This window comes from Pirellulales bacterium (assembly GCA_019694435.1).
Taxonomy (GTDB): Bacteria; Planctomycetota; Planctomycetia; order Pirellulales; family JAEUIK01; genus JAIBBZ01.
Genome location: JAIBBZ010000014.1, coordinates 18,540 through 31,461 on the forward strand (window position 1 = coordinate 18,540; position 12,922 = coordinate 31,461).

Genomic DNA, 12,922 nt, shown 5'->3' on the forward strand with positions numbered 1-12,922 from the left:
CGGCACGGCCGAATCGCGGTATCGTTCGGCAACAGTCTATTTCAGACTGTGCAAGTATGCGACGAGGTCGGCCAATTCTTGCGGCGTCAGCACCTGGTCCAGCCCTTGGGGCATGATCGAAACGGGATTCGGCGCCAGCTCGGCAATGTCGCCGCGCGCGATCCGAAACACCTCGCGCTGGGCATTGCGGAGCTCGAGCGCGTCGACAGTTTCCCGGCTGATGACCCCCGTGTAGCTTTGCCCTCCGCTCGTGGCGACGGTGACGGTTTCGTAACCGCGCGCCAAGGTCACGCTGGGCAGGACGATCGATTCGAGCAGATCGCGCGGCGCGCGAATCTGGCCGACGTGCGACAAGTCGGGACCGATCGTCTCGCCCGCCGATCCCACCCGATGACATGCCGCGCAGCCCGCCTTGCGTCCCTGAAATACGGCGGCACCCCGTTCTGCGTCGCCGCCGGCCAGGTGCGGTTCGAGCTGCGCCAGGCGCTCGGCCTGTGTAGCCTGGGCGGCTGCAGCCTCGGCCATGAGCTGCATCGCCTCGGCCTGCGCCTCGGGCGTGGGAAACACCGCCAGGATACCGGCCAGGCGTGCCTGAGGGACAGCCGCGCGGCCAGGCGCGGCGTCGAGGGCTTTGACCAGCGCCAGACCGAGATCGGGCTGGGGCAGCCAGGCCGAATTGATCACGTCGCCGCGCAGCTCAAACGCCGCCAAGAGCGCGGGCAATTCCAAGGGCCCGGCTCCGGCGACCACCTCGGTCAGCGCCAGCAGTCGGGCATTGTCGAGCCGCGCCGCGCCGAGCGCTCGCGCTGCCGCGAGCCGTTCGAGGGCCGAGTCGGCATGGGCGGCACGATCGACGAGCAGCGCAATCGCCGCATCGTCGAGTTCCTCCAAGGGGGCAAGCAATTCGAGTGCCCGCACACGCGCTGCCGAGTCGCGGCGTTCATCCGCGGCGAGCGTCAGCAGCTCGTCGATGAACGCTTCCGGGCGTCGCGCGGCCGCGGCCAACGCGGCGACCACCACAGCCGGCTCGGCAGCGGCAAGCGCACGCTCGACGCCGGGTTTCCAAGCGTCGGGCAACTGCGCGACGTTCGCCTGGGACGCGGCCTCGAGCAGCAGCAGCCGGTTCGCGTCGCTGGCCTGCTCGTCACCCAGCCCAGCGGCGATCAGCTGTTCGACTTCGGCCTGCGCGGCGAAGGCCACGAGTGCGCCGCGCAAGGTCTCGGATTGCTCGGGCGCGCGCTGGGCGTCGGCCAGCCAGGTGCCCAGCAAACCGACGGTCTCGCCGGCCCAACCTTCGTGGCGAGCGACACAATCGAGCACCGCTTGTTGCAGGGCAAAGTCTGAAGTGTCCAGCAGCCGTACGACCTCGTCGCGCTGGAGTTGGCCATCGTCCATTTGATCGAGTGCGATGAGTGCTGCTCGCCGCACTTCGGACCGTGGATCGTCGAGCCCCATGAGCGTCGTCGACCGGTCGTTGATTTCGATCAAGGCAAAAATCAAGGCATGTTCGAGGAATCGATCGCCGCCCAGCGCCACGGCCTCGAGCAGCGCCGGCACGGCGGCCGGCTGGCCGATGCGCCCCAGGGCCGTAGCCGCCTCGCGGCGCAGGACGGGCTCAGGACTGGCCAGCAGCGGCAGCAGGTCGACCAATGCCTCGCGATCGCGCAGTGTGCCCGTCGCCCGCGCCGCGGTCAGTTGCACGCTCAAGTCCGGATCGCGCAGCGCCGCCCGCAGCAGGTGCCGTCCGGCACGCGTGTTGGCGCGGGTCAGCGCCCACAGGGCATTGCGGCGGCGAACCGGCGCAGTCTGCGGATCAGCCAACAGCCGGGCGCCGGCTGCGACCATCGCGTCGCCGCGCAGCGCCAGGGTATCGATGGCGCGTTCCAAAACGGCAGGCCGTGGTTCGTTCAGCCGGTCGAGCAACTGCTCGGTCGTGGCTTGCTCCCATTCCAACGTCAGGCCGCGCGGATCGACCACGGGTGGTGCCTCGCGGTAGCGCACGCGATAGATGGCGCCGAGCACGTCGGGTTTGGCCACCTGCGAAGTTGGGCAGCCGTGCCGAAACCAGCCGCCGGTGTCGATCACCAACAGCGAGCCGTCGGCATCTTCAAGGACGTCGGTCGGATGGAAATCGATGTGCGAGGAAGCGAGGAACGGCTCGGTCGTGGCCGACCAGGTTGCTCCGCTACGGGCGATCGGGTGCCGCAGCAATTGATGCGTATTGAACTGCACACTGAACAGGTTGCCGCGCATCGGATCTGGGAACTGTCGGCCCTGATAGCGCAAGAGACCAGCCGGCGCCACGGTTTCGAACAAGCACAGCGGCGGCATGAAATCGCCCGTGCGCTTGAATTCCTGCACGACGGAATGCTTGCGCGGGTAGACGCCGCCGTGGATGAAATGCACGATCGCGTCGTGGCGATGATCGTCGGGGTTGTAGAACGTCATCGTGCCGAACACGTCGCCCTCGGGCGCGAAAGCCAACTCGACCGGGTTGTCCATGCCGCCACCGCAGAGCGCCTCGACGTTGCTGCCGTCGGGCAAGCAGGAAAAGATTCGCGCCGCCTGGCCTTGGCTCGTCGTTTGGCCATCGCCGTCGGTGAAATGGTGTCCGTGACGGCCGTCGCACCAGTAGATGCGGCCGTCGGGACCGAGGAAGCAGCCGTGGATATCGGCCGCATTGCCGATGAAGCCGAACTTGGTGACCAACTCTTCGCGACGTTCTGCCACGCCGTCACCGTCGACGTCCTCGAGTCGCCAAATGCTCGGCGGGCTCGCGACATAGACGGCGCCGCGATACCACTGGGCTCCCATGGGGAAAGTCATACGGTCGGCAAACACCGTGCGGCGATCGAACCGCCCGTCGCCGTCCGTATCTTCAAGTCGCAAGATGCGGTTGGGCGTCTGGGCCAGCAGTTCCTCGGCCGAAAGGTTGAAGCCGGCGCTGTCGGCGACGTAGAGCCGCCCTTGGGGATCGAACGACGCCATCATCGGGTGTTCGACCAGCGGTGGACCGGCCACTTGTTCGACGACAAAACCTTCGGGCACCGAAATCGTGGCGAGCATGGGTTCCGCTTCGGCGGCCCACGCGGGCGCGAAGGCCGCGATCGTGAGGCAACCCACGAAGGCAGTTGTGACTCGGAGCATCGAATTTCTCCTGCAAGAGCCGCGGGCAGCCGATGGCCGCCACAGAAGCGTCAACACGCATGGCCCAGCCAATATAACCCGCACGAACTGTTGCAGCAGCCAGCACCTCGCTTGCGGAATGCGGCTCGCGAAACAAACGCAGCGGTGAAGCTGCGTCGCGGCAACCTAGGCTTTTTCTGGAAATTGCACCTGGATACTGCGTCAAGCTCTCCCTCCCCTCGGCCATGCCCGCGAACGGCCCGAATCTATTCATGCTGCTCGTCGTAGCGACGGCACAGGCAGCCCTGGCCGTGGGCCTGGGGTTGTGGTTGGCCTCGTGGCTGAGTCGCTGGCGCGAGCGGTCGTCGTCCAAGTGCTTTTCGCAACCGGACGCGCCGGGCGAGCTTTCCCTACGCCTCGAGCAACTCGAAGCAGAATACGCACACGCTCAGCGGCAACTGCTGGAGCAGGCCCGACAACTGGAAAGCGTGGCGGCCGAAGCGCTGACCGACGGCCTCACGGGCTTGCCCAATCGCAGGGCGTTTGACGACGAGCTGGATCGCTGTCTCGCACTGACCAGGCGGTACGATCGCCCGCTGTCGCTGCTGCTGTGCGACATCGACCACTTCAAGAAGTTCAACGATCGCTACGGTCACCCAACCGGCGACTTCGTATTGCGCGAAACGGCGCAACTGCTGCGCAGCACTCTGCGGCCGAGCGATTTCGTCGCCCGCTTCGGCGGCGAGGAATTCGCCATCCTGCTGCCCGAGACGGGGCTGGCCGACGCGATCATCGCTGCCGAAAAGCTGCGGCTGGCCGTGTGCGTTGCGCGACCCGAGTTCGACGGACAGAAATTCCAGATCACCGTCAGCCAGGGTGTCACGCAAGCAACTCGCAACGACGGCACGGCGGCCTTCGTGCGGCGTGCCGATGCGGCATTGTACGCGGCCAAGTCGGCAGGGCGCAATTGCGTTCACTACCACGACGGCGAGTTGTGCCGGGCGATGCGCCTGGACGACCAGGGCCTCTCCTCGCTCGACAACCCGGCAGATGCGCTCGCCTTGGTCGGAGACGAAATCCGGCAAAGACTCGCCGCGTTGACGGCCGAGCTGCCGAGTCTGCCGGGCAAAGGTGGTTGACGGCCGACCACCGCGATCGGGCGGCCGGTGCCGCAGCGTGTCTAGGCGCGCCGGATCGTCCGCGCGACGAACCGTTCGATGGCGGCGCGAATCTCCGGTTCGAGCCAGAGCCCAATGGCCGTGTCCTCGAAATAGCGCGTCGTCGACGCCACGGCGTCCAGCAGCGGCTGCCGCATTTGCTGCTTGGTGATCGCAAACGTGGCGGCGGGAACCTCGGCCAATTGCCGCGCGACGGCCAAGGCTCGATCCATGACTTGCGCCAAAGGCACCACCTCGTCGACCATGCCGCGCTGCAAGGCGTCGGCCGGCGGTACCGTCATGCCGGTGTAGCACAATGCGCGAAACTGGTTGGGCGGCACGCGGTGGCGAACGATCTCCAGGGGCCAGGCCGGGAACGGCACCCCGACCAGCAGTTCCGTGACGCCGAGCTTGTAGTTTCCCTCGGCGGCGACCGTGTAGTCACAGGCAAACATGGTGATACAGCCGCCGGCGATCGCGTGGCCGTTCACCGCGGCGACGATCGGTTTGGGACAAACGGCCAGACGGTGAAAGTAGTGAACGAGCAACTCGAGAAACCGCTCCGAGGCCTGGGGGCCCCCTTCGAGCAAGGTGGGCAGATCGACCCCTGCTGAAAAAATGCCGGCCTTGCCCGTCAGCACCGCCGCTGAGGCGCTCCCCTGTTCGAAGCGATCGAGCATTTCGATGAGCGCGGTGAGAAAATCGCTCGACAGCGAGTTCCCGCGCCCGCGTACCATCTGCAGCACGGCAATCGACTCGCGCATCTCTTCGTGGATCATGGCCTCGGCTCCGCGGCTCGCGGTAGGTTCAAAGGGAAGTCCGGCAGCTTATGCTATCGCGTGCTTCGGACCTAACCAAACATCCCGGCCCACTCACAGGACTCGCAGCCGTGGTCAACGATGCACCGGCCGGCGCGGTGCGTCGCTGGCTCCAGCGGCCCGTCGACGGGGCGAGCCTCGCCGCCTTCCGCATCGGCTTCGGGCTCACGGTGATCTATCTGTTGGGCTCGTTTCTCGTACCCCGCGCCGGAGGGCGCAACTGGATCGATCTGCTGCTCACCGGGCCGGAAACGCGGTGGCACTTTCCGTATCCCTACCTGACTTGGATCAGGCCCCTGCCCGAGCCGGGCACGACGCTCGTGTTCCTCATCGCCCTGGGGGCGGCCATCTGCCTCACGTTGGGGCTCGCCTATCGCGTGGCGAGCAGCCTGTTGCTCGTTGCCTTCAGCTCTATCTGGCTGATGGACGCGTCGCTCTACGGCAATCACTTTCCGCTGACGGTCGTGTTTCTGGCGTGCCTGGCGATGGTGCCCGCCGCACGCGCCGGGTCGATCGACGCGTGGCTGGCGCGCCGTCGCGGCCGCGCCCACGATGCGCTGGTACCTTGGTGGGCGATTCTGCTGCTGCGCGTTCAGACCGGGCTGGTCTATTTCTACGGTGGCGTCGCCAAGCTCCATGCCGATTGGTTCGCCGGCGAACCCTTGCGGATGTGGCTCGCGGCCCGTGAGACCGTGTCGCCTGTAGAACGAGTGCTCGGCGCGGCGGCGGCCGCAAGGATGCACGCGGTCCTGGCACAACCCTGGGCCGCCTGGTTCTTCTCGTACGGCGGATTGATCTTCGATCTGACGGTCCCCCTGCTGCTCGCCTGGCGGCGAACGCGCGTCCTGGCGCTCGTATTGATGACCGGCTTCCACGCGTTCAACTTCGTGTTCATTGCCCAAGTCGGGCTCGTGGCGGTGATGGCGTTTTGGGCCACGCTGATCTTTTGCGAGCCCGACTGGCCCCGGCGTTTCTGGCCCTGGCATCGCCCCGCGGCGGAACTTCCCGCGACATCGCTGCCGCGGATCGGCCGCTTGAAGACGACCGTGCTGTGCGTCTGGATTGCCTTTCAGGTCCTCTGGCCGCTACGCCAATTCCTGATCGCGGGCGACGCCTATTGGACCGACGAAGGTACCCGGGCCAGTTGGTTCCTGATGACCCGGAACAAGACAACCGCGCTGGCCCAATTCCGCGCGGTCGATCCGCAGGTCCAAGCCGTGGCGACTCCCACAGGGCCGGCGGTCGATTGGCAGGCGTGGCGGGGCATGCAGCCGCCCGTCGAGCTGATCGACGTCGACGCGCGGCAAGTCGTCTGGGCGTCCCTTCCCGAGGTTTTCGCCACGTATGAGCCCCTGATCGGCGAGCGGTTGTTCTACAACCCGGAGGCCAGGGGTATTTCAACGTACGGTGCTGCCGCGGCGCGCGCCAACGAGTTGTGGCTCGCGCGTTTCGGCCGGCGCCTGCAATTGACGAAGACCGAGTCGCTCGAAGAGCTGCTCGATCAGCTCGGCCGGGCGGCGATCGCCAAGCCAGGCCAGAACGCGGCCGAACACGCGAGCTACCTTCAGAACCTGGCGATCGCGCGAACGCGGCTGCAAGAACAGTACGCCGCGACCGATGCCGACGCGTGGCTCAGCCATTACCGCGCGACGATCGCCGCACTCGATCGCTGCCAGGCGTTTGCGGAACACCGGCCTGCACTTGTCACGACCTTGGTGCGCTGTGCGCCGCTCGGTTTGCAAGGCTACCGCCGCGAGGGGCTGCGGCCCTTGTTGATCGGCGATGCGGGCCTGGTCGGACTGGGCCATCGCGTCGCGTGGCGTGTGCAACGCGATCGCTGGCCGGGTCATCTGCCGACCTATGGCGACACGCGGCTCCTCGAAGCTCGTTATTGGCGCGACCTGCCGTCGCTCGTGCCGATCATCGCGCCCGACGGTAGCGTGGCGTTTCTCTGGAACTACACGCATGAGCTGAACGACCACCAGATCGAGGCGCTGGAGCTGTTGCCGCCGCTGGCCGGGCCGCTCGCGCAACACATCGCCGACTGGTGGCAGCAAACCCAGCGCCGACGCCCCCGGGTGTACGGCTCGGCGCTGGTGGCCCTCAACCGACGGCCTTTGCTGCAGGTCTTCGATCCCACGGTTGATATTGCCGCGGAACCTTACCGCGTCTGGCGACATAATCCGTGGATCACGCTCGAGCCGCCTCGAACAACACCACGCTCGCCGTGAAGCCGTGAATGAAATTGCGCCCGCCGACGGGTCCCAGCTCTCCCTGGGCGAAGAAGCCGGCCAACGGCAACGGACCGAGCAGTTCCTGGCAGGTTGCCGCGTCGTGGTGGGGCGATTCAAACAAGCGCGTACCCCGTCCGTTGCAGGTGAATAGCAAGGCCCCGGCCGGGCGTTGCACGCCACGCGCCGCGGACAACAGCGCACGCAGATCGTCGTCGGCCGTGGCCGCATCGCGGATGTGAAACTGCACGGTCTGACCGACGCGGACATAATCGCCCACGGCCACGGCGCCCGACTGGGGGTCAGCGCCAAGGACGTTGCGCACCAGGAAGTCGCCGCGTTCGAAGCGATCTTGATACTCGTTGATCACGCGCCCGAGATGCAGTCCTTGCTGCACCTGGCGCTGTTCGTCGGGCGACAACCCGGCGTACACCTCTTGCAGTTGCTCCAGGGCGGGCCGGCCGCCGAGCTGCTGCACGACGTTCTGCTCGGCCTTGGTCACGACGAACGTCCGCCCCACGGGCCGACACCCTTGCGACACGATGGGGCGCAAGCGGACAGGTCCGTCGACGAGCACCGCAACCGCGCCATCGGCGTGGGCCTGATCGTCGAGCCAGAGGACGTTTTGCTCGGGGCTATGGGCGCCGCTGGCCATGCCGCCAACCACGGGAACGCCTGGATGCTGCTCGGACACGTTGTCCAACAGCAGTTCGACAGGAAAAGAAAAGGGTTCGCCGAGCACCAGCAAAGCGCTCTGGTCGGACCACACCGCGGACAGCTCATCCGGCCAACCGACGATCGCGCCGCCGTCGGCCTGGCGATTGAACGACAGGTGAATGGGCACGAGCTTGACGCCCGGCAGCACCGCGAGCCAAAGGACCAGCGCAGGTCCCGACTCGAATTCAAGCTCGCCGCAGGCCAGCGATTCGCCTGTGCAGCCGATCAGGCAGCGAACACCCGTTCGCGCACGTATCTTGGCGGCCAACTCTTCGGCAGCGCTGCGATGATCATGGGTTGCAAACACGACGCCCAGATCGGGCGTCGCGCCGAGCTGTTCCAGGGCCGATGCAGTGCACTGCTCGACCGCGTCCGCCGTGTCGGCCAGCGTCGAGACGACGACAACGGCTCGCAGGGCGCCAGGTGAATCGGCCATCAGACAGGCTCGCGTTTGCAAAGGCGTACATACATTCGGCGGCCCGTTGGCGGCGCCGAACGACCGGATTCATAATACCGGTTCACCCCGGCGGGCCAATCGTATGCTGTTGCGAATCGGGATTTGTTGTTCGTGGTTGGCGTGCGTCGTGCCGTGCCTGGCCGCGGCGCCACCCAATGTGGTACTGATCATTACCGACGACCAGGGGTATGGCGATCTGAGCTGCCACGGCAACCCCCTGGTGCGCACGCCGCGCATCGACTCGCTCGCCGCCGAAGGGGCAGAGTTCAGTCATTTCTATGTTTCGCCAGTCTGCAGCCCGACGCGGTCGAGCCTGCTGACGGGGCGCTACAACTACCGCACAGGCATCGTCGATACGTTCGTCGGCCGCTCGATGATGCACGCCGACGAAGAGACGTTGGCTGAGACGCTTGCGGCGGCCGGTTATCGAACCGGAATCTTCGGCAAATGGCACCTGGGTGACAACGTGCCGCTGCGCCCGCAAGACCAGGGTTTCCAGGAAGTGCTTGTGCACGGCGGCGGCGGCATCGGCCAGCCGGCCGATCCACCGGGCAACCACTACCAGGACCCCAGCCTGCTGCACAACGGAATTCGTGAGGCGCGCCAGGGCTACTGCACCGACATCTTCACCAACGCCGCCTTGCAGTTCATCGAGCAGGGCGACCCGCGGCCGTTTTTTGTTTATCTGGCTTATAACTGCCCGCACGATCCGCTCGAGGTGCCCGACGAAGACCTGGCGCGATTTGCCCAGGAAGACACCAGCCAGGCGCGGTTTGCGGTGCCCGGCTGGCAGTCGCCCGAACCGTATCCGCGCGAGGCCATGATTCGCGTCTATGGAATGGTCGAGCGCATCGACCGCAACGTGGGCCGCGTGCTCGATCGACTGGCCGCGCTCGGGCAGGCCGAAAACACGATCGTCTGGTTTCTGACCGACAACGGTCCTGCGCAGCCGCGATTCAACGCCGGACTTCGTGGGAGCAAGGGCACCGTCTACGAAGGCGGAATTCGCGTGCCGAGCCTGGTGCGTTGGCCGGCACGAATTGCTCCCCACACGGTGATCGCCGACCCGGTTGCGCATCTCGACGTCGCGCCGACCCTGGCTGCCGCGTGCGGCGCAAAACAGCAAGGCCCCCGGCCGGTGGATGGTATCAACCTGTTGCCACGGCTGGTCGGCGAGCAACCAGCGGCCGTTGAACCGCGGCTGTTGTTCTTCCAGTGGCACCGCGGCGACGTGCCCGAGCGCTACCGCGCGTGCACGGTGCGCGGCCCGCGCTACAAGCTCGTCCAATCGGGCGGCAGCTTTCAACAGGCCCTGCCCGCGGAGTTGCGTTGGGAGCTGTATGACCTGGCCGACGATCCGTTCGAGCTCGAAGACATCGCGGCCCGGCAGCCCGAGCTGGTGGCCGAAATGCGCGCAGCCTACGACGCCTGGTTCGACAGCGTGCGCGACGAGCGCAAATTCGCTCCGCCACGAATCTTCGTCGGCGACCCCCGCGAAAACCCCGTCACTCTGACGCGCCAGGACTGGCGTGGGCCCGCGTCGGGTTGGACGCCCAAGAGCCAGGGCCACTGGGAAATCGATATCCGCGAGGCCGGGCGTTATACGGTCCGCGTGCGTTTCGCCCCTGTCAATAAGCCGGTGGCCGTGCGGCTGCTGCTGGGGCAGCAAGCCTGGACAGCGCACGTCGGCCAGGGGGCTGCCGAGGCCGTGTTCACGGCACTCGAGTGGCCCGGTGGTCCGCAACGTCTGCAGGCCGCCAGTGGCGCAGACGACGCCCACCTGGCGACGCAATACCTCGACATTTCGCGAATCGAATGACATGACTGCTCATGCCGAAACCCTGCCGCGCGTGAATGCGGGTGCACAAATCGCGGCGCTCGCCTTCGCGATGTTGTTCCCCACGCTGGGCACTTGGCTGTACTTCGTCGCACTCGCCGGTCACGAGTCGATGCGCGCCGGCTACACGGTGGCGAAGCTCGTGCAATTCTTCTTTCCCGCGATCTGGGTGCTGCTGGTCCTGGGCCAGAGACCGCGTTGGGCGTCGCCGCGCAAGCGCGACCTGCTCGCAGGCGCCGCGTTTGGCGGGGTAGTTTGTGCCGGCATGCTCGCGCTGTACTTCGGCGTGTTCGCCGGCGGCGACTATGCCGCGCAGTTTCGCGAAGCGCTCCGCGCCAAGCTCGCCGACTTTGGTACGACGACCCCGTTCACCTTTTTTGCGCTGGCGGCGTTCTACAGCCTGATTCATTCACTGCTCGAAGAATACTATTGGCGGTGGTTCGTGTTTGGTCAGTTGCGCGGCGTCGTTTCGCTGGGTTGGGCCGTGGCGCTTTCGAGCCTGGCCTTTATGGCGCACCATGTGCTGGTCGTGTCGATCTATGTCGACGATTGGACGGTACGGGCTTTGCTTTCCGCTGCCGTCGCCATCGGCGGAGCGGTCTGGGCCGTGATGTACCACCGCAGCGGATCGCTCTACGGACCGTGGGCCGGGCACCTGTTGATCGACGCGGGGATCATGGCCGTGGGCGGCCACCTCGCGTTTGGCGCCGCGTGAGCCGCGGAAATGAATCAGCCCGATCGACGCAGATCGAGCTGCTCTTCGGCGGCGCTGCGCCGCACGTAGTTCGGCACCAGCCGCAGGACGTCGTCGAATTCGCCGCGCGCGGCGCGTTGCCACGCGAGCCGTGCCACGGTTGCCGCGCGCGGCCGCCAGCAGTCGCGCGGCACGACGGTGACGCCCGGCGCTACCAGAGTGCCCGAGGATTCCAGCGCAGGGCCCGAAACCGCACTGCCCGAATGGCAGTTTGCCAGCCACCGCGAACGATCGACAATGGCGACCGGCTCGACGACTTGCCAGGCGCCGGCCGTGTCGCGCAAGTAGCGCGCGGCGTACACCTGCCCACGCTGCGCATCGATGCCGACGTGCAGGTCGTCGATCGACTCGGGGGCCTGCGCGGCAATCGTCTCCAGGCTGCCGACGCCGATGCACTTTGCCGCCAGCGCGTAGGCCAGTGTCTTGGCAGTGACGACGCCGACGCGCGTTCCGGTGAACGAGCCGGGCCCCGTGATCACGGCGACAACATCCAACTCGCGCGCGGACCAGCCGGCCTGAGCGAGCGCATCGCGTATGCCCGGCGCCAACGATTGAGCGCTCCGCTTTTGGGGGGCGAGCGCCAGTTCAAGGACGATCTGCTCGTCCTGTGCCAGGGCCAGCGAGCCATTCTGACCCAGCGTTTCCAGGGCGAGCAGTCTTAAGGGCATGGTCGAATCGAGTGGCGCCAGAAATCGCCGAACGAGGTTACGCCGCAACATTGCGGTAGGGGTCCCGTCCAAGATGTGCAATCACGCTCGCGGGAGCAAGTCGCGCGGCTTGACCCTCGCAATTGGGGGGCATAGACTGCCTGTTTCAGCCCTATGTCGAGGCATTTGGACGTGCATGCCCCGGCAGACAACTTGCACAAGTGCAAATTGGCCGATTTGCGCAGACGCAGATCGGGCGACCGTTTTGGGGCTCACACCTTGGGCCGGGGTTGCGTGACGTGCGGCGTGCACTCATCAGCGACATACACAGCAACCTCGAGGCCCTGCGCGCGGTCCTCGACGATATCAACCAGCAAGGTATCACCGAGGTCTACTGTCTCGGCGACATCGTCGGCTATGGACCCAATCCGCGCGAATGCATCGATCTGGTGATGGATTGCCAGGTGTGCTTGCTGGGCAACCATGATCAGGGCGCGCTGTTCGACCCGGAAGGTTTCAACTCCGGGGCCGAGCGTGCGATTTTCTGGACCCGGCAGCAACTCGAAGACGGGCAGGGCGATCCGGACAAGACGGCCCTCCGGTGGGAATTCCTGGGCGAACTGCCGCGCAGCCGCCGCGAAGATGGGCTGCTCTTCGTCCACGGTTCGGCCCGCAATCCCTTGAGCGAATACGTCTTTCCCGAGGACGTCTTCAATAAGCGCAAAATCGAGAAGATTTTTTCGCTCGTGGAGCGGTATTGCTTCCAGGGACATACGCATGTCCCGGGGGTGTTTACCCAGGGTTTGCAATTCTTCCCGCCCGAGGAGATCGGGTACCAGTATCGCCTGGGCAATGAAAAGGCGATGATCAACGTAGGTTCGGTCGGTCAGCCGCGCGACGGCGACAACCGTGCATGCTACGTCGTCCTCGAGGGCGACCTGCTCACGTACCGTCGCGTGGATTACGACTTCAGCCGGACGATCCAAAAGATTTACGATACGCCCGAGTTGGACAACTTCCTGGGCGACCGCCTCCGCACCGGGCGTTGATCGGTGTGTACACCCGCGGTAGCCAATCGCTGCAGACCCGGCGGCGGCGGCGCGGAGAGGGCCGCGAGGCAACCCACGCGGTAAATCGACCCGCGGTGCATTCCCTTGCACCGCTCAGACCACGACCGA

Annotated in this window: 9 protein-coding genes; 5 read left to right on the top strand and 4 right to left on the bottom strand. The window is 66.1% G+C overall.

Annotation, left to right across the window (positions count from 1 at the left end; translation table 11 throughout):
- Positions 1-36: 36 nt before the first annotated feature.
- Complete coding sequence (locus K1X74_12275) at positions 37-3,147, bottom strand: HEAT repeat domain-containing protein (protein ID MBX7167097.1); 3,111 nt, start codon at positions 3,145-3,147, stop codon at positions 37-39.
- A 251-nt stretch (positions 3,148-3,398) separates the two neighbouring features.
- Here K1X74_12275 and K1X74_12280 point away from each other — a divergent pair, with 251 nt between their 5' ends.
- On the top strand, positions 3,399-4,265 hold the full coding sequence (locus K1X74_12280; protein ID MBX7167098.1) for a GGDEF domain-containing protein: 867 nt from the start codon (positions 3,399-3,401) through the stop codon (positions 4,263-4,265).
- Between the two features lie 41 nt (positions 4,266-4,306).
- Here K1X74_12280 and K1X74_12285 read toward each other — a convergent pair whose 3' ends face one another.
- On the bottom strand, positions 4,307-5,062 hold the full coding sequence (locus K1X74_12285) for an enoyl-CoA hydratase/isomerase family protein (GenBank protein MBX7167099.1): 756 nt from the start codon (positions 5,060-5,062) through the stop codon (positions 4,307-4,309).
- A gap of 110 nt (positions 5,063-5,172) precedes the next feature.
- Here K1X74_12285 and K1X74_12290 point away from each other — a divergent pair, with 110 nt between their 5' ends.
- Positions 5,173-7,332, top strand: coding sequence for an HTTM domain-containing protein (locus tag K1X74_12290; GenBank protein MBX7167100.1), 2,160 nt, complete (start codon positions 5,173-5,175; stop codon positions 7,330-7,332).
- Here K1X74_12290 and K1X74_12295 read toward each other — a convergent pair.
- Positions 7,292-8,485: an FIST C-terminal domain-containing protein gene (locus K1X74_12295; GenBank protein ID MBX7167101.1), complete on the bottom strand. Its 1,194-nt coding sequence runs from the start codon at positions 8,483-8,485 to the stop codon at positions 7,292-7,294. The two genes, K1X74_12290 and K1X74_12295, sit on opposite strands and share 41 nt — an antisense overlap.
- Before the next feature lie 103 nt (positions 8,486-8,588).
- On the opposite strand from K1X74_12295, the gene K1X74_12300 reads away from it, so the two are divergent.
- Both K1X74_12300 and K1X74_12305 read left to right on the top strand, forming a co-directional pair.
- The gene (locus K1X74_12300) at positions 8,589-10,325 is read left to right on the top strand and encodes an arylsulfatase (protein ID MBX7167102.1); all 1,737 of its coding nucleotides are present in this window, start codon (positions 8,589-8,591) and stop codon (positions 10,323-10,325) included.
- 1 nt (position 10,326) lies between these two features.
- On the top strand, positions 10,327-11,058 hold the full coding sequence (locus tag K1X74_12305) for a CPBP family intramembrane metalloprotease (GenBank protein ID MBX7167103.1): 732 nt from the start codon (positions 10,327-10,329) through the stop codon (positions 11,056-11,058).
- Positions 11,059-11,072: 14 nt separating this feature from the next.
- Here the strand turns inward: K1X74_12305 and tsaB are convergent, their stop codons facing one another.
- Complete coding sequence (gene tsaB / locus K1X74_12310; protein ID MBX7167104.1) at positions 11,073-11,765, bottom strand: tRNA (adenosine(37)-N6)-threonylcarbamoyltransferase complex dimerization subunit type 1 TsaB; 693 nt, start codon at positions 11,763-11,765, stop codon at positions 11,073-11,075.
- A gap of 278 nt (positions 11,766-12,043) precedes the next feature.
- Here tsaB and K1X74_12315 point away from each other — a divergent pair, with 278 nt between their 5' ends.
- A complete protein-coding gene (locus tag K1X74_12315) occupies positions 12,044-12,793 on the top strand; it encodes a metallophosphatase family protein (GenBank protein ID MBX7167105.1) in 750 nt (249 codons plus the stop codon).
- Positions 12,794-12,922 lie beyond the last annotated feature (129 nt).

Excerpts from the sequence above, each read along its gene's own strand:
- K1X74_12275 (MBX7167097.1), bottom strand. The coding sequence starts at position 3,147 with ATGCTCCGAGTCACAACTGCCTTCGTGGGTTGCCTCACGATCGCGGCC.
- K1X74_12280 (MBX7167098.1), top strand. The coding sequence starts at position 3,399 with ATGCTGCTCGTCGTAGCGACGGCACAGGCAGCCCTGGCCGTGGGCCTG.
- K1X74_12285 (MBX7167099.1), bottom strand. The coding sequence starts at position 5,062 with ATGATCCACGAAGAGATGCGCGAGTCGATTGCCGTGCTGCAGATGGTA.
- K1X74_12295 (MBX7167101.1), bottom strand. The coding sequence starts at position 8,485 with ATGGCCGATTCACCTGGCGCCCTGCGAGCCGTTGTCGTCGTCTCGACG.
- K1X74_12300 (MBX7167102.1), top strand. The coding sequence starts at position 8,589 with ATGCTGTTGCGAATCGGGATTTGTTGTTCGTGGTTGGCGTGCGTCGTG.
- K1X74_12305 (MBX7167103.1), top strand. The coding sequence starts at position 10,327 with ATGACTGCTCATGCCGAAACCCTGCCGCGCGTGAATGCGGGTGCACAA.
- tsaB (MBX7167104.1), bottom strand. The coding sequence starts at position 11,765 with ATGCCCTTAAGACTGCTCGCCCTGGAAACGCTGGGTCAGAATGGCTCG.